Source organism: Streptococcus oralis (assembly GCF_026782345.1).
Lineage (GTDB): Bacteria > Bacillota > Bacilli > Lactobacillales > Streptococcaceae > Streptococcus > Streptococcus oralis_CK.
Map to the genome: position 1 here is coordinate 30,783 of NZ_JAKUWI010000005.1, position 21,724 is coordinate 52,506.

The following is a 21,724-nucleotide window of genomic DNA, read 5'->3' on the forward strand; positions in this document are numbered from 1 at the left end:
GCTATACTGATAGTAAGAATATGAGAAAGAGAGGCGGGGAAATATCTTCGCCTCTTGCTTATGAGGAGGTGGACGCAATCGCAACAATCGTAGAATTAGTCAGAGAAGTTGTAGAACCTGTCATCCAAGCACCTTTCGAACTCGTGGATATTGAGTACGGAAAGATTGGCAGTGACATGATTCTCAGTATTTTTGTAGATAAACCTGAAGGAATTACCTTGAACGACACGGCAGACTTGACAGAAATCATCAGTCCTGTCCTAGACACCATCAAGCCCGATCCCTTCCCAGAACAATATTTCCTAGAAATCACCAGTCCAGGCTTGGAACGTCCTTTGAAAACCAAGGATGCTGTCGCTGGAGCTGTTGGAAAATACATCCATGTCGGGCTCTACCAGGTCATCGATAAGCAAAAAGTCTTTGAAGGAACTTTGGTGTCCTTTGAAGGGGATGAGTTGACTATGGAGTATATGGACAAGACACGTAAGAAAACCGTCCAAATTCCATACAGTTTAGTATCAAAAGCACGTTTAGCAGTAAAACTATAGAAAAGAAAGGATAGCTTTTGAGGATTCAAAAGTAAAAAGAACATGAGTAAAGAAATGCTAGAGGCCTTCCGCATTTTGGAAGAAGACAAGGGAATCAAAAAAGAAGACATCATCGACGCAGTAGTAGAGTCACTTCGTTCCGCTTATCGCAGACGCTATGGTCAATCTGACAGTGTAGCCATTGACTTCAATGAAAAGACAGGTGACTTTACAGTCTATACTGTCCGTGAAGTTGTTGATGAAGTATTTGATAGCCGTTTGGAGATCAGCTTGAAAGATGCTCTTGCCATTAATTCAGCCTATGAGCTTGGTGACAAAATCAAGTTTGAAGAAGCACCTGCTGAGTTTGGTCGTGTAGCAGCCCAATCTGCCAAACAAACCATCATGGAAAAAATGCGCAAGCAAACACGTGCCATCACCTACAATACTTATAAAGAACATGAACAAGAAATCATGTCAGGTACAGTAGAACGTTTCGACAACCGTTTCATTTATGTTAACCTTGGTAGCATCGAAGCTCAATTGTCCAAACAAGACCAAATCCCTGGAGAAGTTTTTGCTTCCCACGACCGTATTGAGGTTTACGTTTATAAAGTTGAAGACAACCCTCGTGGTGTCAACGTCTTTGTTAGCCGTAGCCATCCAGAAATGATCAAACGCTTGATGGAGCAAGAAATTCCAGAAGTTTACGATGGAACTGTTGAAATCATGAGCGTAGCCCGCGAAGCTGGTGACCGTACGAAAGTTGCCGTTCGTAGCCGCAATCCAAACGTGGACGCTATCGGGACAATCGTTGGACGTGGTGGTGCTAATATCAAGAAAATCACCAGCAAATTCCACCCTGCTCGTTACGATGCCAAGAGTGATCGTATGATTCCTGTCGAAGAAAACATCGACGTTATCGAGTGGGTAGCAGATCCAGCTGAGTTTATTTACAATGCTATCGCACCTGCAGAGGTTGACCAAGTTATCTTTGATGAAAACGACAGCAAACGTGCCTTGGTCGTTGTACCTGATAACAAGCTTTCTCTTGCCATCGGTCGTCGTGGACAAAACGTTCGCTTGGCAGCTCATTTGACAGGTTACCGTATCGATATCAAGTCTGCCAGCGAGTTTGAAGCTATGGAAGAAGCAGGTCAAGTGGATTACGCAGCTGCGGATGAATTGATCGAAGAATAAAAGCTGCTAGAGGAGGGAAAGATGAAAACAAGAAAAATCCCTTTGCGCAAGTCTGTTGTATCCAATGAAGTGATTGATAAGCGTGATTTGCTCCGCATTGTCAAGAACAAAGAAGGACAGGTCTTTATCGATCCGACAGGCAAGGCCAATGGCCGTGGTGCTTATATCAAGCTAGACAATGCAGAAGCCCTAGAGGCAAAAAAGAAGAAAGTCTTTAACCGCAGCTTTAACATGGAAGTGGAAGAAAGCTTTTATGATGAGTTGATCGCTTATGTGGATCACAAAGTGAAAAGAAGAGAGTTAGGACTTGAATAAGCAAAAGATAAGCAATCTCTTGGGACTTGCTCAACGAGCAGGCCGGATCATATCAGGTGAGGAATTGGTGGTCAAGGCCATCCAAGACCAGAAAGCCAAGATAGTCTTTCTAGCCCATGATGCTGGTCCCAATCTGACCAAGAAGATTCAAGATAAAAGTGACTATTATCAAGTAGAAGTTATAACCGTGTTTTCAACACTGGAATTAAGCATAGCAGTCGGGAAACCGAGAAAGGTTTTGGCAGTGACAGATGCTGGATTTACAAAGAAAATGAGGTCTCTTATGGAATAGAAGAGGAGGACATGATTTGTCTAAGAAAAGATTGTACGAAATCGCAAAAGAACTTGGAAAAGAAAGTAAAGAAGTTGTAGCGCGTGCAAAAGAGTTGGGCTTGGATGTGAAAAGCCACTCATCGAGCGTGGAAGCTGCTGCTGCTGAACAAATCGCAGCTAGCTTTAAACCTGCACCTGCTCCTAAGGGAGAAGCAAAACCTGCGACACCAAAAGCAAGTGTAGAAAAGAAAGCGGAAAAGCCTACATCAGCTAAACCAGTAGCCGCTAAGGAAGAAAGTAAACCAGCTGCACCTGCAGCTCCTAAGGAAGAAAAAGTAGTGGCCGCAAGACCACAGAGTCGAAACTTCAAGGCGGAGCGTGAGGCGCGTGCCAAAGAGCAGGCAGAGCGACGCAAACAAAACAAGGGCAACAACCGTGACCAACAACAAAACGGCAACCGTCAGAAAAATGACGGCCGTAATGGTGGAAAATCTGGTCAAGGAAACCGCGACAATCGCCGATTTAACGACCAAGGGAAAAAACCACAAGGTCAAGGGAATCGTGGCAATGATCGCCGTCAGCAACAAGACTTCCAGCCAAAACAAGCTGGACCACGTGTTGACTTTAAAGCCCGTGCAGCAGCCCTAAAAGCAGAGCAAAATGCAGAGTACGCACGCTCAAGCGAGGAGCGCTTCAAACAATCGCAAGCTGCCAAAGAAGCCTTGGCTCAAGCTAATAAACGCAAGGAGCCAGAGGAAATCTTTGAAGAAGCTGCTAAGTTAGCTGAACAAACGCAACCAGCAGTAACAGTAGTTCCTGTAGCGAAAGAAGCGCCAGTGGATACACGTCGTAAAAAACAAGCTCGACCAGACAAAGAACGTGATGATTATGATCACGAAGAAGATGGTCCTAGAAAACAACAAAAGAATCGAAGTAGTCAAAATCAAGTGAGAAATCAAAGAAATAGTAACTGGAATAACAATAAGAAGAACAAAAAAGGCAATAACAAGAACAACCGTAACCAGACTCCAAAACCTGTTACAGAGCGCAAGTTCCATGAATTGCCAACAGAATTCGAATATACAGATGGTATGACTGTTGCGGAAATCGCAAAACGTATCAAACGTGAACCAGCTGAAATCGTTAAGAAGCTTTTCATGATGGGGATTATGGCCACACAAAACCAATCCTTGGATGGAGAAACCATTGAACTCCTCATGGTGGATTACGGTATCGAAGCCAAACAAAAGGTTGAAGTGGATAATGCCGACATCGAACGTTTCTTTGTCGAAGATGGCTATCTTAATGAAGATGAATTGGTTGAGCGTCCACCAGTTGTCACCATCATGGGACACGTTGACCATGGTAAGACAACCCTTTTGGATACCCTTCGTAATTCTCGTGTTGCGACAGGTGAAGCGGGTGGTATCACTCAGCATATCGGTGCCTACCAGATCGTGGAAAATGGCAAGAAGATTACCTTCCTTGATACACCAGGACACGCGGCCTTTACCTCTATGCGTGCGCGTGGTGCTTCTGTTACCGATATTACCATCTTGGTTGTAGCGGCCGACGACGGGGTTATGCCTCAAACTATCGAAGCCATCAACCACTCAAAAGCAGCGAACGTTCCAATTATCGTAGCCATCAACAAGATTGATAAACCAGGTGCCAACCCAGAACGCGTTATCGGTGAATTGGCTGAACACGGTGTTATGTCAACTGCCTGGGGTGGAGATTCTGAGTTTGTCGAAATCTCGGCTAAATTCAACCAAAACATCGATGAACTCTTGGAAACGGTCCTACTTGTGGCTGAAATCCAAGAACTCAAGGCAGATCCAACAGTGCGTGCTATCGGTACCGTTATCGAAGCTCGCTTGGATAAAGGAAAAGGTGCGGTCGCAACCCTTCTTGTTCAACAAGGTACCTTGAATGTCCAAGATCCAATCGTTGTCGGAAACACCTTCGGTCGTGTCCGTGCCATGACCAATGACCTTGGTCGTCGTGTTAAGGTTGCTGGACCATCAACACCAGTATCTATCACAGGTTTGAACGAAGCACCAATGGCGGGTGACCACTTTGCTGTTTACGAAGATGAAAAATCTGCGCGTGCAGCAGGTGAAGAACGTGCGAAACGTGCTCTTATGAAGCAACGTCAAGTAACTCAACGTGTCAGCCTTGAAAACCTCTTTGATACGCTTAAAGCAGGCGAGCTCAAGTCTGTTAACGTCATCATCAAGGCCGACGTACAAGGTTCAGTTGAAGCCCTTTCTGCTTCACTTCAAAAAATTGATGTGGAGGGAGTAAAAGTCACCATCGTTCACTCAGCGGTCGGTGCCATTAATGAATCTGATGTGACTCTTGCGGAAGCTTCAAATGCCTTTATCATCGGTTTCAACGTACGCCCTACACCACAAGCTCGTCAACAAGCAGAAGAAGATGATGTAGAAATCCGTCTCCACAGTATTATCTACAAGGTTATCGAAGAGATGGAAGAAGCCATGAAAGGAATGCTTGATCCAGAATTCGAAGAAAAAGTTATCGGTGAAGCAATCATCCGTGAAACCTTCAAGGTATCTAAAGTGGGAACCATCGGTGGATTCATGGTTACGAGTGGTAAAGTTACCCGTGACTCTAAAGTCCGTGTTATCCGTGACGGTGTCGTTATCTATGATGGTGAACTTGCAAGCTTGAAACACTACAAAGATGACGTCAAAGAAGTTACGAACGGCCGTGAAGGTGGTCTCATGATTGATGGCTACAATGATATCAAGATGGATGATGTGATTGAGGCATACGTCATGGAAGAAATCAAACGATAAGATTTTTTGCTCCTTTCTTAGGTGGTGAGGGACGCAAGCAAACCGATGGTTTCATTGCTTATTTTTGAGCCTAGAGTCTCAAAAATCCCCTGTGATGGGACTGATAAATCAGTTCCATCACTTTCACCACGGCGAAAGAAGCGAATGAGTTCAAATTGAACTTCGTTTCAATTTGAACTGAAAATCAATAAGTTTAAAAATAGCTAGGTCTGCTGGCCTAGCTTTTGGTTCAAAGTAGAGAAAGGAATATCATGGCAAATCATTTCCGTACGGATCGTGTGGGCATGGAAATCAAGCGTGAAGTCAATGAGATTTTGCAAAAGAAAGTCCGTGATCCGCGTGTCCAAGGTGTGACCATTACAGATGTTCAGATGCTGGGTGACTTGTCTGTTGCCAAGGTTTACTACACCATTTTGAGTAACCTGGCTTCGGATAATCAAAAAGCTCAAATCGGGCTTGAAAAAGCAACTGGTACGATCAAACGTGAACTTGGTCGCAATTTGAAATTGTACAAAATCCCAGATTTAACCTTCGTCAAAGACGAATCCATTGAATATGGAAACAAGATTGACGAAATGCTACGCAATCTGGATAAGAATTAAGAAAGAGGGGACACCCTCTTTTTTGGTGGAGAAATGGCAATAAAAAATACTGGAGAATCTCTCTAGAGTAAAAAATTGTTAAAAAGCTTTATAAAACTCAGCTTGTATGATAGTATAGAAATTGGAAAGAGTGAGATGAAATGATTTCTTATCAATAACTAGCTAGTCTGGTATAGCAATCAGCTAGAAACTGCAGCTAGACGAGGGAAGGTAATATGGGGTTCATTAAAATTCTAGCCAAGACATATGGGAATTACTTTTTTGTGATGCAAAGCGTCAAAGTTCTGAAGAACATGAAAAAAGACGACAATGCTCTAGTAGGTTTCGGGAAAGTACTGCTTGCTGACAAGTTGATGGATGTGGCCCGGTGGCTCGCAAAACCAGAGGATAAGGAATAACTTGAAATGAAAGAAACTAGCAGGAATTCCACTGCTAGTTTTTTAATCTCTTCCCATATGGTATAATATAAGCAGTAAAATCATTTTATACTCTTCGAAAATCAAATTCAAACCACGTCAGCTTCACCTTGCCGTACTTAAGTACAGCCTGCGGCTAGCTTCCTAGTTTGCTCTTTGATTTTCATTGAGTATTAGAACATACATGGAGGTCGTCATGGACAATATCATCGATGTGTCAATTCCCGTTGCAGAAGTGGTGGACAAGCATCCAGAAGTCTTGGAAATCCTAGTGGAGCTGGGTTTTAAACCACTTTCTAATCCCTTGATGCGCAATACAGTCGGTCGCAAAGTATCGCTTAAGCAGGGGTCTAAGCTCGAAGGAACTCCTATGGACAAGATTGTCCGCACACTGGAAGCGAATGGTTACGAAGTGATTGGATTAGACTAATGGCAGATGAACGGATTCATATCCTACGGGATATTTTGTTAGAATTGCACAATGCTGCCTCTCCTGAGTCAGTTCAGGAGCGTTTTGATGCGACCTTTACAGGTGTGTCAGCCATCGAAATCTCCCTCATGGAGCACGAGCTGATGAACTCAGACTCAGGAGTCACCTTTGAAGATGTCATGGAACTCTGTGATGTCCATGCCAATCTTTTTAAAAACGCTGTTAAGGGTGTCGAAGTAGAGGATACCGAGCATCCTAGCCACCCCGTTCGCATCTTCAAGGATGAAAATCTGGCCCTCCGTGCTGCCTTGATCCGCATTCGGAGACTGTTAGATACCTATGAGTCTATGGAAGACGAGGAAATGCTGGCAGAGATGCGTAAGGGTTTGGTTCGTCAAATGGGGCTGTTGGGGCAATTTGATGTCCACTACCAGCGCAAGGAAGAGCTCTTTTTCCCCATCATGGAGCGTTATGGTCACGATTCACCCCCTAAAGTCATGTGGGGAGTGGATGATCAGATCAGGGAACTCTTTCAGACAGCTCTAGCGACAGCCAAGTCACTACCAGAAGTGTCGATTAGCAGTGTAAAGGAAACTTTCGAAGCTTTTGCGACAGAGTTTGAAAGTATGATTTTCAAGGAAGAGTCCATCCTCCTCATGATTCTCCTTGAGTCTTTCACCCAGGATGACTGGATTCAGATTGCGGAGGAGAGCGATGCCTATGGCTATGCCATCATTCGTCCGTCCGAGAAATGGGTGCCAGAACGTCAAAACTTTATCGAGGAAAAGAGTGAAGAGGAACCCGTACAACTAGACACGGCAGAAGGTCAAGTTCAGCAAGTTATCGATACACCAGAAGGCCAGTTCACTATTACCTTTACCCCTAAGGAAAAGGAAGTGGTGCTGGACCGTCATAGTCAACAGGCTTTTGGCAATGGCTATCTCTCCGTCGAGCAGGCCAACCTCATCCTCAATCATCTCCCTATGGAGATTACCTTTGTCAATAAAGACGACATTTTCCAGTACTACAATGACAATGCGCCAGCTGATGAGATGATTTTCAAACGGACGCCGTCCCAAGTTGGGCGCAATGTTGAACTCTGCCATCCGCCTAAGTACCTAGACAAGGTGAAGGCCGTTATGAAAGGTCTTCGTGAAGGTAAAAAAGACAAGTATCAAATGTGGTTCAAGTCGGAGTCGCGAGGCAAGTTTGTCCACATCACCTATGCTGCGGTACACGATGAAAACGGGGAATTCCAAGGCGTGCTAGAGTATGTTCAGGATATCCAGCCCTACCGAGAGATTGATACGGATTATTTCCGTGGATTAGAATAAGGAGAATCAATGAGTTACGAACAGGAATTTATGAAGGAATTTGAAGCTTGGGTTAATACCCAGATTATGATTAACGACATGGCGCACCAGGAAAGTCAAAAGGTCTACGAAGAAGACAAAGACGAGCGTGCCAAAGATGCCATGATTCGCTACGAAAGCCGCTTGGATGCTTATCAGTTCTTGCTTGGTAAGTTTGAAAATTTCAAAGCAGGCAAGGGATTTCATGATTTGCCAGAAGGATTGTTTGGCGAACGGAATTATTAATCGTTGCAAATCAAAAAGTGCGTATGAACGCACTTTTTCTGTCTATACGTGATGTGTGTGTTTGGTGATCCATTGTTCCATTTTGATATGCAACCAGAATGAATAGATACCCAAAGTGATGATGGTGAGCAAGAACCACTTGATCCAGTTCCCGAATAATTGAGAACCTGTTCCGTCAAAATAGAGGCGACGCCCATCGATGACAGTGTGCTTGACTTTCCAGTTTTGCATCATACAAACTGCCCAAGGCGTAGCGATTCCAATAGTAAAAACTATGATAAGCATGGCTAGGATAGCATATCCAACGTAGCTCAAAAGACCACCATCAAAGTAACTTTCATTATTCATATTCTTCTCCTTATCAGCTTTTTACGTGAATTAGTCTTGCACATTACTGCATGTTTTATCAAGAAGTTGAATCATTGTCAAATTAGATTGAAAGAAAAAACGGTTAGATTTTTAGGAGCAATCTCGTTTCCTTTCTTGATTTTTTCCAAAAATCTTGATAGAATATTTTTATTAAATCCTTGTCAGAACAGGGATTTTTTATTGAAAGGATTTTATCATGTCAAAGAAACTCCAACGGAAAAAACAATTACGAAACAGCCTTCGTCGTTCAGGTGCATTTTCAAGTACGGTGACCAAGGTTGTCGAAGAAACAAAAAAAGTTGTGAAACATGCAGAAAAATCTGCTAGCGAAGCAGGAAAAGTTGTCTCTAAAAAAGTGGAACAAGCAGTAGAAGCAACTAAAGAGCAAGCTCAAAAAGTTACAAGCTCTGTAGAAGAATTCGCAGACAACCTAGGTGGACTTTCAGTCGACCGTGCCAAGACTTTCTACGATGAAGGCATCAAGTCTGCTGCTGATTTCAAAAATTGGACTGAAAAAGAACTCCTTGCCTTGAAAGGAATCGGCCCAGCTACCATTAAGAAATTAAAAGAGCACGGAATCAGCTTCAAGTAATCTTTCTTGCCCCTTGCATTTCCGAGAAAAACTTGCTACAATAGAGCCATCAGAGGTGTTTTGGATCCCACATTTTACAGAAAGTGGCGGCGCTGAGAAGTCCACAAATGTGTCAAAACTGGTTGTTGATGGATAAAAAATGAAATAATTTTGTCTTTTTATTTATAAAGACGAGAGTTGCGGGCCTTGCCCGAAATTGGGTGGTACCGCGGATAAGCACATTCGTCCCTGTCATGGATATGGCAGGGGCGATTTTTTGTAGAAAGCGAGGTAGAAGGATGACAAGAGCAGAGTTGCCAGAACGAATAGAGACCGAGCGTCTGGTCTTGCGAGTCCGTACCGTGGCTGATGTTGTGGATATCTTTGACTATGCCAGTAGGCCAGAAGTTTCCTACCCAGCAGGCTTTCCGCCCGTCAAGAGCTTGGAAGATGAGATTTATTATCTGGAGCATATCCTGCCCGAGCGTAATGAAAAAAACAATCTCCCAGCGGGCTATGGAATTGTCGCTAAAGGAACTGATAAGGTCATAGGCTCTGTTGATTTCCCTCGTCGTCACGAGGATGATGTCTTGGAGATTGGCTATATCTTACATCCAGACTATTGGGGCCGAGGCTATGTGCCCGAAGCGGCACGTACCTTGATTGATTTAGCTTTTAAAGAATTGAATCTGCATAAGATTGAACTGACTTGTTTTGGCTCCAATGTCCAAAGTCAACGAGTTGCAGAGAAACTTGGCTTCACCCTCGAAGCTCGCATCCGAGACCGAAAGGATGTTCAAGGCAACCGCTGTGATGATTTGAGGTATGGGTTGTTGAGGAGTGAGTGGGAAAGTTTAAACTGTTAGCTGAACTGTTTGAGAATTTCGAACAGTTGAGATTTATTGAAGAATTTCGAAAATGAGGTGAGAAGCTTGGAAACAAGTCAGATTATTACTCTGATCAGTGGAGCTGGTATAGGAGCTGTATTAAGTGCGATTCTAGTTTTTGCTAATAATAGTAAAAGAAATCAACTTGATTATATTACTAAAGAACGCTCTGAATGGAGAAAAAGCATAAAGTTGATAATTGTTGATTTGCTAAATGGAGAAAATAGGGAGTCTGCAGTAAATAGTCTTAGAACACAAATTAATCCATATGGCTATTGTAGAAATATTAAATATACTAATGAGTATTACATGAAAGATGGACATATTTGGGATCTTTTAAATGATTTTGATTACTCAGAAGAAAAATCGCAAAAACTCAGTCAGTATCTAAGGTTACTCTTAAAATATGATTGGGAACGTTCAAAAAATGAGGTTAGAATTAATAATAATTTTTTATGGAATTTTTTAAGATGGGGATTGATAATTCTAAACTTAATAATGTTATTTTGGGCGGGAAATGTGAATAATGAATTAAATATGTATTTATCATTATTTTCAGTTATTCTTTTATTTTTGCAACCGTCCCTAATAAAATTGCTATCTAAACTCAATTCTGATTCGCCTAAAGAAAAAACTATTTTAATACTAACCTTCTTAGTAGGGTTTGTATTGCCTTATCTTTATTCACTTTATTTAATATTTATTTTATTAGATTTTTATAATCTATTTAAATTGAATTTTCTGGTAAATATCTTCCCGTTAATTTTTATGTTAATTATAATTTCTTCCGAACTTTTGTTAATTTATCAAATTTTTAATATAGACTATAAATATATTTCTCAAATAAAAAAGATAGAAAAAAATAGGACTGATTTAGAGTTAAAATATTACGAAATTTACAATTTAAATTATAGATTGAAACAAAAATTATGGGATATAAAATATAATATAACAAAAGAAGATGTTAATAAACTAAAAAAAGAACAGATAAAAATACGCAAGAAACTAAATAAGAAATTAAAATAGAAGCTAATTAGTAAACTAACAATTAAGGAGCAAACACATGTCTAAAGAACTTTCACCTAAATACAATCCAGCCGAGGTTGAGGCTGGTCGTTACCAAAAATGGCTTGATGCGGATGTTTTCAAGCCTTCAGGCGATCAAAAGGCTAAGCCTTATTCAATCGTGATTCCACCACCAAACGTAACTGGGAAACTTCACCTCGGTCACGCTTGGGATACAACTTTGCAGGATATCATCATTCGTCAAAAACGGATGCAAGGCTTTGACACGCTTTGGCTACCAGGGATGGACCACGCGGGGATTGCCACTCAGGCTAAGGTTGAGGAGCGCTTGCGTGGTGAGGGTATTAGCCGTTACGACCTCGGTCGTGAGAGATTCCTAGAGAAAGTTTGGGAATGGAAAGACGAATATGCCACTACCATCAAGGAACAATGGGGTAAGATGGGACTCTCTGTAGACTACTCTCGTGAGCGTTTCACCCTTGATGAAGGTTTGTCAAAAGCGGTTCGTAAGGTCTTTGTGGACCTTTACAAAAAAGGCTGGATCTACCGTGGTGAGTTTATCATCAACTGGGACCCAGCAGCTCGCACAGCCCTTTCTGATATCGAAGTTATCCATAAGGATGTCGAAGGTGCCTTCTACCACATGAACTACATGCTAGAAGACGGCTCACGCGCCCTTGAAGTGGCGACTACTCGTCCTGAGACCATGTTTGGGGACGTTGCCGTTGCGGTCAACCCAGAAGATCCACGCTACAAGGACTTGATTGGTAAAAATGTCATCCTTCCAATCGCTAACAAACTCATTCCAATCGTTGCCGACGAACATGCCGATCCCGAGTTTGGTACAGGTGTCGTGAAAATTACGCCTGCCCACGATCCAAACGACTTCTTGGTTGGTCAACGCCACAACTTGCCACAAGTCAACGTCATGAACGACGACGGAACCATGAACGACTTGGCCTTCGAATTTGCGGGCATGGAACGTTTTGAAGCTCGTAAGGCAGTCGTTACTAAGTTGGAAGAAATCGGTGCTCTCGTTAAAATTGAAAAACGTGTTCACAGTGTTGGTCACTCAGAACGTACAGGTGTTGTGGTTGAACCACGCTTGTCTACGCAATGGTTCGTCAAGATGGACCAATTGGCTAAGAACGCTATTGCTAACCAAGATACTGATGATAAGGTAGAATTCTACCCACCTCGTTTCAACGATACCTTCCTTCAATGGATGGAAAATGTTCATGACTGGGTAATTTCTCGTCAGCTCTGGTGGGGTCACCAAATCCCTGCTTGGTACAATGCTGAGGGTGAAATATACGTCGGTGAGGAAGCACCAGAAGGTGACGGTTGGACTCAGGACGAAGACGTCTTGGACACTTGGTTCAGTTCTGCCCTTTGGCCATTCTCAACCATGGGCTGGCCGGATGTGGACTCAGAAGACTTCAAGCGTTATTATCCAACATCAACCTTGGTGACTGGTTATGATATTATCCCATTCTGGGTATCTCGGATGATTTTCCAAGGTTTGGAATTTACTGGCAAGTCGCCATTCAAAAATGCATTGATTCACGGTCTCATTCGTGACGAGCAAGGTCGCAAGATGTCCAAGTCTCTTGGTAACGGGATTGATCCAATGGATGTTATTGATAAGTATGGAACAGATAGCCTGCGTTGGTTCCTTTCAAACGGTTCTGCGCCAGGACAAGACGTGCGCTTCTCTTACGAGAAAATGGATGCTTCTTGGAACTTCATTAACAAAATCTGGAACATCTCTCGCTACATCCTCATGAACAATGAAGGCTTGACCCTCGAGCAAGCAACTGCCAATGTGGAAAAAGTTGTCAACAAGGAAGCTGGAAACGTCACAGACCGCTGGATTCTCCACAACCTCAATGAAACGATTGGTAAGGTCACTGAGAATTTCGACAAGTTTGAATTTGGTGTAGCTGGACACATCCTCTACAACTTCATCTGGGATGAGTTTGCGGACTGGTACGTTGAGTTGACCAAGGAAGTCCTTTATAGTGATAACGAAGAAGAGAAAGTCATCACACGTTCTGTTCTCCTTTATACTTTGGACAAGATCCTTCGTCTCCTTCACCCAATCATGCCATTCGTGACAGAGGAAATCTTTGGGCAAATCTCAGAAGGTTCGATCGTTACAGCAGCATACCCAACTGTCAACCCAGCCTTTGAAGATCTTGCGGCTCACACTGGTGTCGAAAGTCTTAAAGACTTGATCCGCGCCGTTCGTAATGCGCGTGCGGAAGTAAACGTTGCACCAAGCAAACCTATCACCATCCTTGTGAAGACGAGCGATAGCGACTTGGAAGCCTTCTTTAACAGCAATGTCAACTACATCAAACGCTTCACAAATCCAGAACACCTGGAAATCGCCTCAACCATCCCTGCACCTGAACTCGCTATGTCAAGCGTCATCACAGGAGCAGAAATCTACTTGCCTCTCGCAGACCTACTCAATGTCGAAGAAGAGCTCGCTCGCCTCGACAAGGAACTGGCTAAATGGCAAAAAGAACTGGATATGGTCGGTAAGAAGCTCTCTAACGAACGCTTCGTAGCCAATGCCAAACCAGAAGTCGTCCAAAAAGAACGCGACAAACAAGCCGACTACCAAGCTAAATACGACGCAACCATAGCACGTATTGATGAGATGAAGAAGTTGGTGAAAGGAAATTAGATGATTAAAGAAGATACACTTAAAAAACTATTTGAATTCTGTGACTCTCTGTCGACTGAAGGAACTGAAATAACTATTGATCTTATTCAACAAAATTTTTCTAAAGAAGAACAAATTGAAATCAATGATATTACTCATAACGATTTGAGCCAAAAAATCAAGTCTGAACAAGAGAAGTCTTACCTCGAGAAAATCGTTACTATTAAAGGGCTTATTTTTATAAAATTCAATACTGAAGTATCATCCCCTACAGCAAGTGAAACGGGTGAAAATGAATCACAAGAACATTCTAAAATCAAAAAATATTTGTTTAATCAATTTGGATTAGAAGTGAAAGAAATTACGCCTGATTCAATTGTAGTCTTGAATAATAAAGAATTGGTAGATAAAATTGATGAATATATGTTATGGAATGGCAATAATGATGATATAAAAACTGCATTTTTGGAAAAATATTCGATTATTCCTGAGGAGAAGGTTCACGTAATACAAAGTTTATCGGAGTATCTACAAGTTTTGTCCGACATAAATGAAGATAACCATTTTTTACTTTCTCGAGGTCAAAAAGATTGTACTTTTGATTTAGTTGCTTCTCTATATCGCGAGGATGTGTTTTTCGGGAAAGAAAGAGAGCTACTCAATAAATTTACCAGAGGTGCATCGTTTTATGACAAAAGTATACATCTCAAATCTAAAGAATCAGTGACAGCATATGGACAACATTATGGTTTACCTACAAATTATTTAGATTTTACAGAAGCACATCTACTTTCTTTATTTTTTGCACTGAAAGAGTTTAAATATAATGAAAAACCTAGTATTGTTTATTTAGTGGATACTGAAGAATATCATTGTGATGTTATTGGAACTCGAGAAAAGTTTTTTGATTTTTCCAACGAAACTGAAGTGTCTTTCCATACAGACAGGTATAGAAACAACGATATTTTTATTAAACTAGAAGATTCAAATGAAAGAATTCATTTCCAAAAGGGGTATTTTTTAAAAACAGCCAGTAAGTTGTCTCAAGATCTTCAGAAAATGCTTTCACAGTATACACACTGTATTCTTATTCCACAAGATATGAAAGAAACCATTTTTAATGAATTATTTAATATAGGAGTTAATTATGAAAGTATTTATCCAGATATTGATAATTTAGTTAAGAATATAAAACATAGAAAGGATGGAATAGTATGAATTTAACAGATTTTTCAATTAGTTCAAGTAGGCCAATTATATCTGTTCAAGATATTGTCAGTTTTATCGATAAAGGAGAACAGTTTAAAACATCTTTAGTTGAAGTAGAGGATAAAATTGAATATGATACACTTACAAAGTATCTTAATGGAATTATTCTCACTCCAGATTATCAACGGCAATATAGATCGACAATAACAGAAGAAAGTTCTATTATTGAATCGTTATTAGTCGGAATACCTATCCCTGAGATATTTCTGGTAAGAACTCAAGACAAGTTACAACTAAGACATGTTATGGACGGACAGCATAGATTAACTGCAATTTATAGGTATGTTAAAGGTAAGTTTCCACTAAAAAATCTTGAAATTCTAGATAAAGATTCTGAGGGAAGACGTGTAAATGATCCTCAATTTGAAGGAAAAAGATTTTTTGAATTAGATTTGAATATTCAGATAAAAATACTTGGTAGTTTTCTATCTGTACTTGAGTTTAATGCGTTTGAAAATTCAGATATAGAAATTGAACTTTTTAAACGTTACAATAAAAATACAAAACCTCTAGAAGCTCATGAAATATCAATGGCAACATACTTTTCGAAAACTAGCCAAATAATTTCTCAGTTCATTAAGGAAATTTTCTCATTAGATAACGATGACGATTCTTACTTTCAATATAGTTTATCAGAGGCAAATAATCTTAATAAAGCTTACAATATTACACCGAATAGAAAAGATAAACAAAAGAATCACCAAGAAATATGTATTATATTGAACATATTGACAAGGCTTTCGGAAGTAGAAAAATTGAATTTGAAAGACGGAGTAAAGTTATCAACAGATTTTTTGAAATACTGTTCTGAACTATATAATACAGGAGAAGAAGATTCCAAAACAATGGTATCTATTTTCAACGATTTTAATAAATTTGTCTTAAAACTTTCAGAATCTGTTGAATATCCAATATCAATGCAATTAATGGGGAAATCATTAGGCAAAGGTATGAAATATCATACTGGTATCTCTATAATTTTAGCGTTGATTTATAACCTCTTTGATATTGATTTGGAATCAGATTTTCTTATTCAAGATGTTCAAACTATAGTTGAGAAATCTCCACTAGGAGATTCTGAATATAGAGCATCGTCTACTAACTTAAGACAGGTACTAGTTTACTTGGTTGGGAAAAATAAAATTCATGAATCTGAGTTTAATTCTCTAAAATTGAAAAAAGATAATTTTTCTAAAATTAACTTGAGTTCGTATTCCCAAGAAATTTAGAAAGCAGGTAACTACATGACTAATTCTGTAAGTTCGAACCGACCTGAGAAGTATAGTATTGCAGCTTAATTTCATATATCATCGGCATCGAATTCATCTGGATTGATACCGAAAATCCACCTAGTGATGCCATCGGCTGGGTAGCAAAGAAATAAAAAGTCCTGTCACTTTCTCCTATTTAACCTTTGACTATTCCGCAAAATTATCGTACAATAAAGAGTACATGATAAAATGAGGTCAGAGTCTGTTTGCTCTGGCGATAGTAGTATAAATGAGGAGAAACGCTTTGGAATTAGAAGTATTTGCTGGGCAAGAAAAAAGTGAACTATCTATGATTGAGGTAGCGCGTGCTATCTTGGAACTTCGTGGTCGCGATCATGAGATGCATTTTAGCGATCTTGTAAACGAAATTCAAAACTATCTTGGAACATCAAACAGCGATATCCGCGAAGCCTTGCCTTTGTTCTACACAGAGTTGAACTTTGACGGTAGCTTCATCTCTCTTGGAGATAACAAATGGGGGCTTCGTTCATGGTATGGTGTGGATGAAATCGACGAAGAAATCATCGCTCTTGAAGAAAGTGACGACGATGAAGTAGCACCAAAAGCTAAGAAAAAACGCGTCAATGCCTTCATGGATGGCGATTCAGATGCTATTGACTACAATGCCGATGATCCGGAAGACGAAGATGCATACGAAGCAGATCCAGCTCTTTCATACGATGATGAAAATCCAGATGATGAGAAAAATGAAGTGGAAGCTTATGATGCAGAAATCAACGAAATCGCTCCTGATGACTTGGGTGAAGACGTGGATCTCAACGAAGAAGACGACGAGTTTTCTGACGATGACGCTGAAACGAGTGAAGAAGAGTAAAAGACTTCAAAGAGGAGATCGCCTGATCTCCTTTTTTCTTGCTTGGGTAGAGTAGTTAAGTGAGTCTTCCGTTTGGATGTGGATCTTTAGTTGGTTTTCTGAAAGCAATCTTCTTATTTTCAGGTTTTACCAATTCGGGTTGACAAATGTTCTGCTTTAAGGTATCATATTGTTCGGGCACCTCTTTTAGAGGTCGGGGCTCCCTAGTTACTAGGGAGCTATTTTTGTTTTTTCAGGAAGTTTTTCTTGAAAAGTCGTTATTCATAAGGGTCTTGTTTTCTATTTCCCCTCGTAGTTAACAAGGCCTTGAGCATTTTAGGAAGAGGAATCTATGTCTACTAAATATATTTTTGTAACTGGTGGTGTGGTATCGTCTATTGGGAAAGGGATTGTCGCAGCAAGTCTGGGGCGTCTCTTGAAAAATCGTGGTCTAAAAGTAACCATTCAAAAGTTTGACCCTTATATCAATATCGATCCGGGAACCATGAGTCCTTATCAGCACGGGGAAGTCTTTGTGACAGATGATGGGGCTGAGACAGATTTGGACTTGGGTCACTATGAACGTTTCATCGATATCAATCTCAATAAATATTCCAACGTGACAACTGGTAAAATTTACAGTGAAGTTCTTCGTAAGGAACGCCGTGGCGAGTACCTTGGGGCAACTGTTCAAGTCATTCCTCATATCACAGATGCTTTGAAAGAAAAAATCAAGCGTGCTGCTCTAACGACAGACTCGGATGTCATTATCACAGAGGTTGGTGGAACCGTTGGAGATATAGAGTCCTTGCCATTCCTAGAGGCCCTTCGTCAGATGAAGGCAGATGTGGGGGCAGATAACGTCATGTACATCCATACAACCTTACTTCCTTATCTCAAGGCTGCTGGTGAGATGAAGACCAAGCCGACTCAGCATTCAGTAAAAGAATTGCGTGGGTTGGGAATCCAGCCAAATATGTTAGTCATTCGTACAGAAAAACCAGCTGGTCAAGGAATTAAAAACAAACTAGCTCAGTTCTGTGACGTAGCACCAGAAGCCGTTATCGAGTCTTTGGATGTCGAACACCTTTACCAAATTCCATTAAACTTGCAGGAACAAGGCATGGACCAAATTGTTTGTGACCACTTGAAATTAGATGCGCCAGCAGCGGATATGACAGAATGGTCAGCTATGGTGGACAAAGTCATGAACCTCAAGAAACAAGTCAAGATTTCCCTCGTTGGTAAGTATGTGGAGTTGCAAGATGCCTACATCTCAGTGGTTGAAGCCTTGAAACACTCTGGTTATGCCAACGACGCAGAAGTGAAGATTAATTGGATCAATGCTAATGATGTGACAGCAGAGAATGTGGCGGAGCTCTTGTCTGATGCGGACGGAATCATCGTACCAGGCGGTTTCGGTCAACGTGGTACGGAAGGGAAAATCCAAGCCATCCGTTATGCGCGTGAGAATGATGTCCCAATGTTGGGAGTCTGCTTGGGAATGCAGTTGACTTGTATCGAGTTTGCTCGTCACGTTTTAGGGCTTGAAGGTGCCAATTCTGCAGAGCTTGATTCTGATACAAAATACCCTATCATTGATATCATGCGTGACCAGGTTGATATTGAGGATATGGGAGGAACCCTTCGATTGGGACTTTACCCATCTAAGTTGAAACGTGGCTCTAAGGCAGCGGCTGCTTATCACAATCAAGAAGTGGTGCAACGCCGTCACCGTCACCGTTATGAGTTTAACAATGCCTTTCGTGAACAGTTTGAGGCGGCAGGTTTTGTCTTTTCAGGAGTTTCACCTGATAATCGTTTGGTAGAAATCGTGGAAATTCCTGAAAATAAATTCTTTGTGGCGTGTCAGTATCACCCTGAACTTTCCAGCCGTCCAAACCGTCCAGAGGAACTCTACACTGCCTTTGTCACTGCAGCAGTTGAGAACAGTAATTAGCACAATCAGAACCTTTGAGAAGAATCTCAGAGGTTTTTCTAGCATATTTAGGATACGATTTGCAAAAAAAATAGATAGTGATATAATTAATATAATAATTCCTAAGGAGGATATACAATGAAAAAAATCACACTATTTTGTTTGTCTCTAGCAGGTTTAGCTTTACTGGCTTTCCCTCATTCAGGAAAAGCATTCGAATTGGAAGAAGAATGGGTTATTAAGGGTGGGGTTAAGTATCAAGATGGCAAAATTCTTCGATTTAATAATGGCCATGAAGTAGATATCAAAGTCTTGGATTTGCCAAAAACTGAGAAAATCGAGTGGATGGTCAGTCTCAATGGTCAAGATCAGACAGTCAATTTCCTAGGCCAAGAAAAGGACAAGTCTATGGTCGGTACAGAGGGGCGTTACCTGAATTTCTACGTACCTTATGGCTATAGAGGAGATATCAAGGTCGAGGCCAAGAGTGGAAATGAAGTAAAGACCTGGTCCTCTAAAGTGGTAGATGATGTATATAATGGTGAGAAAAGTGGCTACTACCGTATTGAAGAATCAAAAGACCATTACACCTACCTTGATACAAAATGGGACTATCAAACCAAGACCTACACTGCTACCTTACCAGAGACTATCAATGGTCAAAAAGTTTATGCTTGGAAAGACCATGACAATGGTGAGTTAAAACTTACAAAACCAGAATCTATCAGTCATTCCTACAAGGGGGGAGGAGCCTTCCGAGAACTTTATCCGATTGTAAAAGCAGAAAGCTGGCTAAAATCAGACCAAAATTGGTACTATCAAAAACAAGGCCAACTAGTTCAAAATGCTTGGGTTAAAGACAATGGAACTTGGTACTTTATGAATGATAAAGGGATTATGTTTAATCAAACTTGGTTCTATCAAGGTGGCAACTGGTATGCCTTTAAATCATCAGGAGCTATGATTGCTAGTGATTGGCTTTACGACCAAGGCAAGTGGTACTATTTATCAACTTCAGGCTCTATGAAAGCAAGCACTTGGATTTTTGACAAGGGAGAATGGTATTATGTAAGTTCTTCTGGTGCCATGATTGCGAATGATTGGGTCAAAGACAATGGTAAGTGGTATTATCTAGCTTCATCAGGTAAGATGCTTCGCAATACTTACACACCAGATGGCTACTACGTTGGCAACTCAGGCGCTTGGCAATAAGAATAATACTCTGCGAAAATCTCTTCAAACTACGTCAGCGTCGCCTTACCGTAGGTATGGTTACTGACTTCGTCAGTTCTATCCACAACCTCAAAACACTGTTTTGAGCAACCTGCGGCTAGTTTCCTAGTTTGCTCTTTGAGTATAAGAAGTCCTTTTCCTTTAAGGAAGGGGCTTTTTACTTGCTTTTCTACGGCTTCCCTATTTGTCCTAGAGCCCTTTTTGTGTTACAATGAATGGTATGAAAGCTAAGAAATTATGGATGACTGGCTTGACTGTGGCTGGTCTAAGTGCCCTTGCTTTAGGGGCTAAAAAAGCAGCAGATAACCACAAACTCATGAAGACTCAAGAAGAGTTGACCGCTATCGTGCGCGAACTTTTCTCAGATATGGGTGAGATTGCGACTATTTATGTTCAAGTCTACGAAAGTAGCCTAGAGCGACTTGTCGGAGGAGTCATTTTCGAGGATGGTCGTCACTATACCTTTGTCTATGAAAATGAAGACCTGGTCTATGAGGAGGAAGTCTTATGATAACTCCCAATAGTATAGAAGAGCTTGCAGGTTTTGTCGAGCAAGATGGCAAGAAGGTCTTCCTTTTTGTGGCGGACTGGTGTGGCGATTGTCGTTATATCTATCCATCCTTGCCAGAGATTGAGGAGACCAATCCAGAGTTCACCTTTATTCGAGTGGACCGTGACCAGTACATGGATCTAGCCAAACTCTGGGATGTGTACGGCATTCCTAGCCTTGTTGTGCTAGAAAAGGACAAGGAAATCGGCCGATTTGTCAATCGCGACCGTAAAAGCAAGCAACAAATTAACGACTTTTTAGCAGAACTGAATTAGGAGAAAAGGAAAGAATGATTTTTACATATAATAAAGAGCATGTTGGCGATGTCCTTATGATCATCGTGAAAAACAGCGGAGATGCCAAACTAGACGTGGAGCGCAAAGGCAAGGTAGCCCGTGTTTTCATCAAAGAAAATGGGGAAACAGTTGCTTGGAATATTTTCGAAGTTTCAAGTTTGTTTGAAATTGCAGAGCGTGGTCAAGTCTTTTTGACAGATGAACAAGTAGAACGTTTGAACAAAGAATTACGAGCGGAAGGCTTTGCAGAAGAGATTGTCAATGACAAAGAACCTAAGTTTGTTGTCGGTGAGATTATCGAGATGGTCGCTCATCCAGATAGTGACCACCTCAACATCTGCCAAGTTGCAGTCGCAAGTGACAAGACAGTGCAAATCGTTGCAGGGGCTCCCAATGCGCGTGTTGGGTTGAAAACCATTGTAGCTCTTCCTGGAGCGATGATGCCAAAAGGCAATCTCATTTTCCCAGGCGAACTTCGCGGTGAAAAGAGTTTTGGCATGATGTGCAGCCCTCGTGAGTTGCATTTGCCAAATGCTCCGCAAAAACGTGGGGTTATTGAATTATCAGAAGAACAAGTTGTCGGAACTCCATTTGACCCAGCCAAACACTGGACGGCCTAGGAAATTGTTAATATTTGATACA

23 protein-coding genes are annotated in these 21,724 nt (G+C 41.2%); 22 read left to right on the forward strand and 1 reads right to left on the reverse strand.

Annotated elements, in window-relative coordinates:
• Positions 1 to 68 precede the first annotated feature (68 nt).
• The 10 genes from rimP (at position 69) to MK405_RS09065 (ending at position 8,183) form a co-directional block, all read left to right on the forward strand.
• Positions 69 to 548 carry a ribosome maturation factor RimP gene (gene rimP, locus MK405_RS09020; protein ID WP_268704861.1) on the forward strand — a complete coding sequence of 160 codons (480 nt, stop codon included), beginning with the start codon at positions 69 to 71 and terminating at the stop codon, positions 546 to 548.
• 42 nt (positions 549 to 590) lie between these two features.
• Positions 591 to 1,727: a transcription termination factor NusA gene (gene nusA, locus MK405_RS09025; protein ID WP_268704843.1), complete on the forward strand. Its 1,137-nt coding sequence runs from the start codon at positions 591 to 593 to the stop codon at positions 1,725 to 1,727.
• 21 nt (positions 1,728 to 1,748) lie between these two features.
• A complete protein-coding gene (rnpM, locus tag MK405_RS09030) occupies positions 1,749 to 2,042 on the forward strand; it encodes an RNase P modulator RnpM (RefSeq protein WP_000857560.1) in 294 nt (97 codons plus the stop codon).
• Positions 2,035 to 2,334, forward strand: a complete 300-nt coding sequence (locus MK405_RS09035) for a YlxQ-related RNA-binding protein (RefSeq protein WP_268704844.1) — start codon at positions 2,035 to 2,037, stop codon at positions 2,332 to 2,334. Before rnpM ends, MK405_RS09035 begins: the two co-directional genes overlap by 8 nt.
• Before the next feature lie 16 nt (positions 2,335 to 2,350).
• Positions 2,351 to 5,137 carry a translation initiation factor IF-2 gene (infB, locus tag MK405_RS09040; RefSeq protein WP_268704845.1) on the forward strand — a complete coding sequence of 929 codons (2,787 nt, stop codon included), beginning with the start codon at positions 2,351 to 2,353 and terminating at the stop codon, positions 5,135 to 5,137.
• A 251-nt stretch (positions 5,138 to 5,388) separates the two neighbouring features.
• Positions 5,389 to 5,739 (forward strand): 30S ribosome-binding factor RbfA, encoded by a 351-nt coding sequence (gene rbfA, locus MK405_RS09045; RefSeq protein WP_001273601.1) that lies wholly within the window; start codon positions 5,389 to 5,391, stop codon positions 5,737 to 5,739.
• Positions 5,740 to 5,954: 215 nt separating this feature from the next.
• Positions 5,955 to 6,137, forward strand: a complete 183-nt coding sequence (locus tag MK405_RS09050; protein WP_268704846.1) for a hypothetical protein — start codon at positions 5,955 to 5,957, stop codon at positions 6,135 to 6,137.
• 214 nt (positions 6,138 to 6,351) lie between these two features.
• On the forward strand, positions 6,352 to 6,585 hold the full coding sequence (locus MK405_RS09055; protein WP_061588767.1) for a DUF1858 domain-containing protein: 234 nt from the start codon (positions 6,352 to 6,354) through the stop codon (positions 6,583 to 6,585).
• On the forward strand, positions 6,585 to 7,919 hold the full coding sequence (locus MK405_RS09060) for a DUF438 domain-containing protein (protein ID WP_268704847.1): 1,335 nt from the start codon (positions 6,585 to 6,587) through the stop codon (positions 7,917 to 7,919). Before MK405_RS09055 ends, MK405_RS09060 begins: the two co-directional genes overlap by 1 nt.
• A 9-nt stretch (positions 7,920 to 7,928) precedes the next feature.
• On the forward strand, positions 7,929 to 8,183 hold the full coding sequence (locus MK405_RS09065; protein WP_268704848.1) for a DUF1912 family protein: 255 nt from the start codon (positions 7,929 to 7,931) through the stop codon (positions 8,181 to 8,183).
• A gap of 42 nt (positions 8,184 to 8,225) precedes the next feature.
• On the opposite strand, the gene MK405_RS09070 is transcribed toward MK405_RS09065, so the two are convergent.
• Entirely contained in the window at positions 8,226 to 8,531 is a 306-nt protein-coding gene (locus MK405_RS09070) for a DUF898 family protein (RefSeq protein ID WP_084852247.1), read from the reverse strand.
• Between the two features lie 217 nt (positions 8,532 to 8,748).
• Between MK405_RS09070 and MK405_RS09075 the strand changes: the two genes are divergently transcribed.
• The 12 genes from MK405_RS09075 (at position 8,749) to ytpR (ending at position 21,702) form a co-directional block, all read left to right on the forward strand.
• Positions 8,749 to 9,144 (forward strand): helix-hairpin-helix domain-containing protein, encoded by a 396-nt coding sequence (locus MK405_RS09075; protein WP_268704849.1) that lies wholly within the window; start codon positions 8,749 to 8,751, stop codon positions 9,142 to 9,144.
• A gap of 278 nt (positions 9,145 to 9,422) precedes the next feature.
• A complete protein-coding gene (locus MK405_RS09080) occupies positions 9,423 to 9,989 on the forward strand; it encodes a GNAT family N-acetyltransferase (RefSeq protein ID WP_268704850.1) in 567 nt (188 codons plus the stop codon).
• 57 nt (positions 9,990 to 10,046) lie between these two features.
• Positions 10,047 to 11,036, forward strand: a complete 990-nt coding sequence (locus MK405_RS09085; RefSeq protein ID WP_419153031.1) for a hypothetical protein — start codon at positions 10,047 to 10,049, stop codon at positions 11,034 to 11,036.
• Positions 11,037 to 11,073: 37 nt separating this feature from the next.
• Positions 11,074 to 13,731: a valine--tRNA ligase gene (locus tag MK405_RS09090; RefSeq protein WP_268704852.1), complete on the forward strand. Its 2,658-nt coding sequence runs from the start codon at positions 11,074 to 11,076 to the stop codon at positions 13,729 to 13,731.
• Positions 13,732 to 14,928 (forward strand): FRG domain-containing protein, encoded by a 1,197-nt coding sequence (locus MK405_RS09095; protein ID WP_006152964.1) that lies wholly within the window; start codon positions 13,732 to 13,734, stop codon positions 14,926 to 14,928.
• Positions 14,925 to 16,208: a DUF262 domain-containing protein gene (locus MK405_RS09100; protein WP_268704853.1), complete on the forward strand. Its 1,284-nt coding sequence runs from the start codon at positions 14,925 to 14,927 to the stop codon at positions 16,206 to 16,208. Before MK405_RS09095 ends, MK405_RS09100 begins: the two co-directional genes overlap by 4 nt.
• 286 nt (positions 16,209 to 16,494) lie before the next feature.
• Positions 16,495 to 17,085, forward strand: coding sequence for a DNA-directed RNA polymerase subunit delta (gene rpoE / locus MK405_RS09105; protein ID WP_000418415.1), 591 nt, complete (start codon positions 16,495 to 16,497; stop codon positions 17,083 to 17,085).
• Between the two features lie 331 nt (positions 17,086 to 17,416).
• On the forward strand, positions 17,417 to 19,024 hold the full coding sequence (locus MK405_RS09110; RefSeq protein ID WP_268704854.1) for a CTP synthase: 1,608 nt from the start codon (positions 17,417 to 17,419) through the stop codon (positions 19,022 to 19,024).
• A 117-nt stretch (positions 19,025 to 19,141) separates the two neighbouring features.
• Entirely contained in the window at positions 19,142 to 20,215 is a 1,074-nt protein-coding gene (locus tag MK405_RS09115; RefSeq protein ID WP_268704855.1) for an N-acetylmuramoyl-L-alanine amidase family protein, read from the forward strand.
• 232 nt (positions 20,216 to 20,447) lie between these two features.
• Positions 20,448 to 20,747: a DUF4651 domain-containing protein gene (locus MK405_RS09120; RefSeq protein ID WP_198459262.1), complete on the forward strand. Its 300-nt coding sequence runs from the start codon at positions 20,448 to 20,450 to the stop codon at positions 20,745 to 20,747.
• A complete protein-coding gene (locus tag MK405_RS09125; protein ID WP_268704856.1) occupies positions 20,744 to 21,061 on the forward strand; it encodes a thioredoxin family protein in 318 nt (105 codons plus the stop codon). The genes MK405_RS09120 and MK405_RS09125 overlap by 4 nt, the downstream gene beginning before the upstream one ends.
• 14 nt (positions 21,062 to 21,075) lie before the next feature.
• Positions 21,076 to 21,702, forward strand: a complete 627-nt coding sequence (gene ytpR / locus MK405_RS09130) for a YtpR family tRNA-binding protein (protein ID WP_268704857.1) — start codon at positions 21,076 to 21,078, stop codon at positions 21,700 to 21,702.
• Positions 21,703 to 21,724: the final 22 nt, after the last annotated feature.

What these genes read in the sequence shown, in the direction of transcription:
- MK405_RS09075 (WP_268704849.1), top strand. Translation starts at nt 8,749, where the DNA reads ATGTCAAAGAAACTCCAACGGAAAAAACAATTACGAAACAGCCTTCGT.
- MK405_RS09050 (WP_268704846.1), top strand. Translation starts at nt 5,955, where the DNA reads ATGGGGTTCATTAAAATTCTAGCCAAGACATATGGGAATTACTTTTTT.
- MK405_RS09095 (WP_006152964.1), top strand. Translation starts at nt 13,732, where the DNA reads ATGATTAAAGAAGATACACTTAAAAAACTATTTGAATTCTGTGACTCT.
- MK405_RS09110 (WP_268704854.1), top strand. Translation starts at nt 17,417, where the DNA reads ATGTCTACTAAATATATTTTTGTAACTGGTGGTGTGGTATCGTCTATT.
- rnpM (WP_000857560.1), top strand. Translation starts at nt 1,749, where the DNA reads ATGAAAACAAGAAAAATCCCTTTGCGCAAGTCTGTTGTATCCAATGAA.
- MK405_RS09100 (WP_268704853.1), top strand. Translation starts at nt 14,925, where the DNA reads ATGAATTTAACAGATTTTTCAATTAGTTCAAGTAGGCCAATTATATCT.
- MK405_RS09065 (WP_268704848.1), top strand. Translation starts at nt 7,929, where the DNA reads ATGAGTTACGAACAGGAATTTATGAAGGAATTTGAAGCTTGGGTTAAT.
- MK405_RS09125 (WP_268704856.1), top strand. Translation starts at nt 20,744, where the DNA reads ATGATAACTCCCAATAGTATAGAAGAGCTTGCAGGTTTTGTCGAGCAA.
- MK405_RS09055 (WP_061588767.1), top strand. Translation starts at nt 6,352, where the DNA reads ATGGACAATATCATCGATGTGTCAATTCCCGTTGCAGAAGTGGTGGAC.
- MK405_RS09115 (WP_268704855.1), top strand. Translation starts at nt 19,142, where the DNA reads ATGAAAAAAATCACACTATTTTGTTTGTCTCTAGCAGGTTTAGCTTTA.
- rbfA (WP_001273601.1), top strand. Translation starts at nt 5,389, where the DNA reads ATGGCAAATCATTTCCGTACGGATCGTGTGGGCATGGAAATCAAGCGT.
- MK405_RS09080 (WP_268704850.1), top strand. Translation starts at nt 9,423, where the DNA reads ATGACAAGAGCAGAGTTGCCAGAACGAATAGAGACCGAGCGTCTGGTC.
- nusA (WP_268704843.1), top strand. Translation starts at nt 591, where the DNA reads ATGAGTAAAGAAATGCTAGAGGCCTTCCGCATTTTGGAAGAAGACAAG.
- MK405_RS09060 (WP_268704847.1), top strand. Translation starts at nt 6,585, where the DNA reads ATGGCAGATGAACGGATTCATATCCTACGGGATATTTTGTTAGAATTG.
- ytpR (WP_268704857.1), top strand. Translation starts at nt 21,076, where the DNA reads ATGATTTTTACATATAATAAAGAGCATGTTGGCGATGTCCTTATGATC.
- MK405_RS09120 (WP_198459262.1), top strand. Translation starts at nt 20,448, where the DNA reads ATGAATGGTATGAAAGCTAAGAAATTATGGATGACTGGCTTGACTGTG.
- MK405_RS09070 (WP_084852247.1), bottom strand. Translation starts at nt 8,531, where the DNA reads ATGAATAATGAAAGTTACTTTGATGGTGGTCTTTTGAGCTACGTTGGA.
- MK405_RS09090 (WP_268704852.1), top strand. Translation starts at nt 11,074, where the DNA reads ATGTCTAAAGAACTTTCACCTAAATACAATCCAGCCGAGGTTGAGGCT.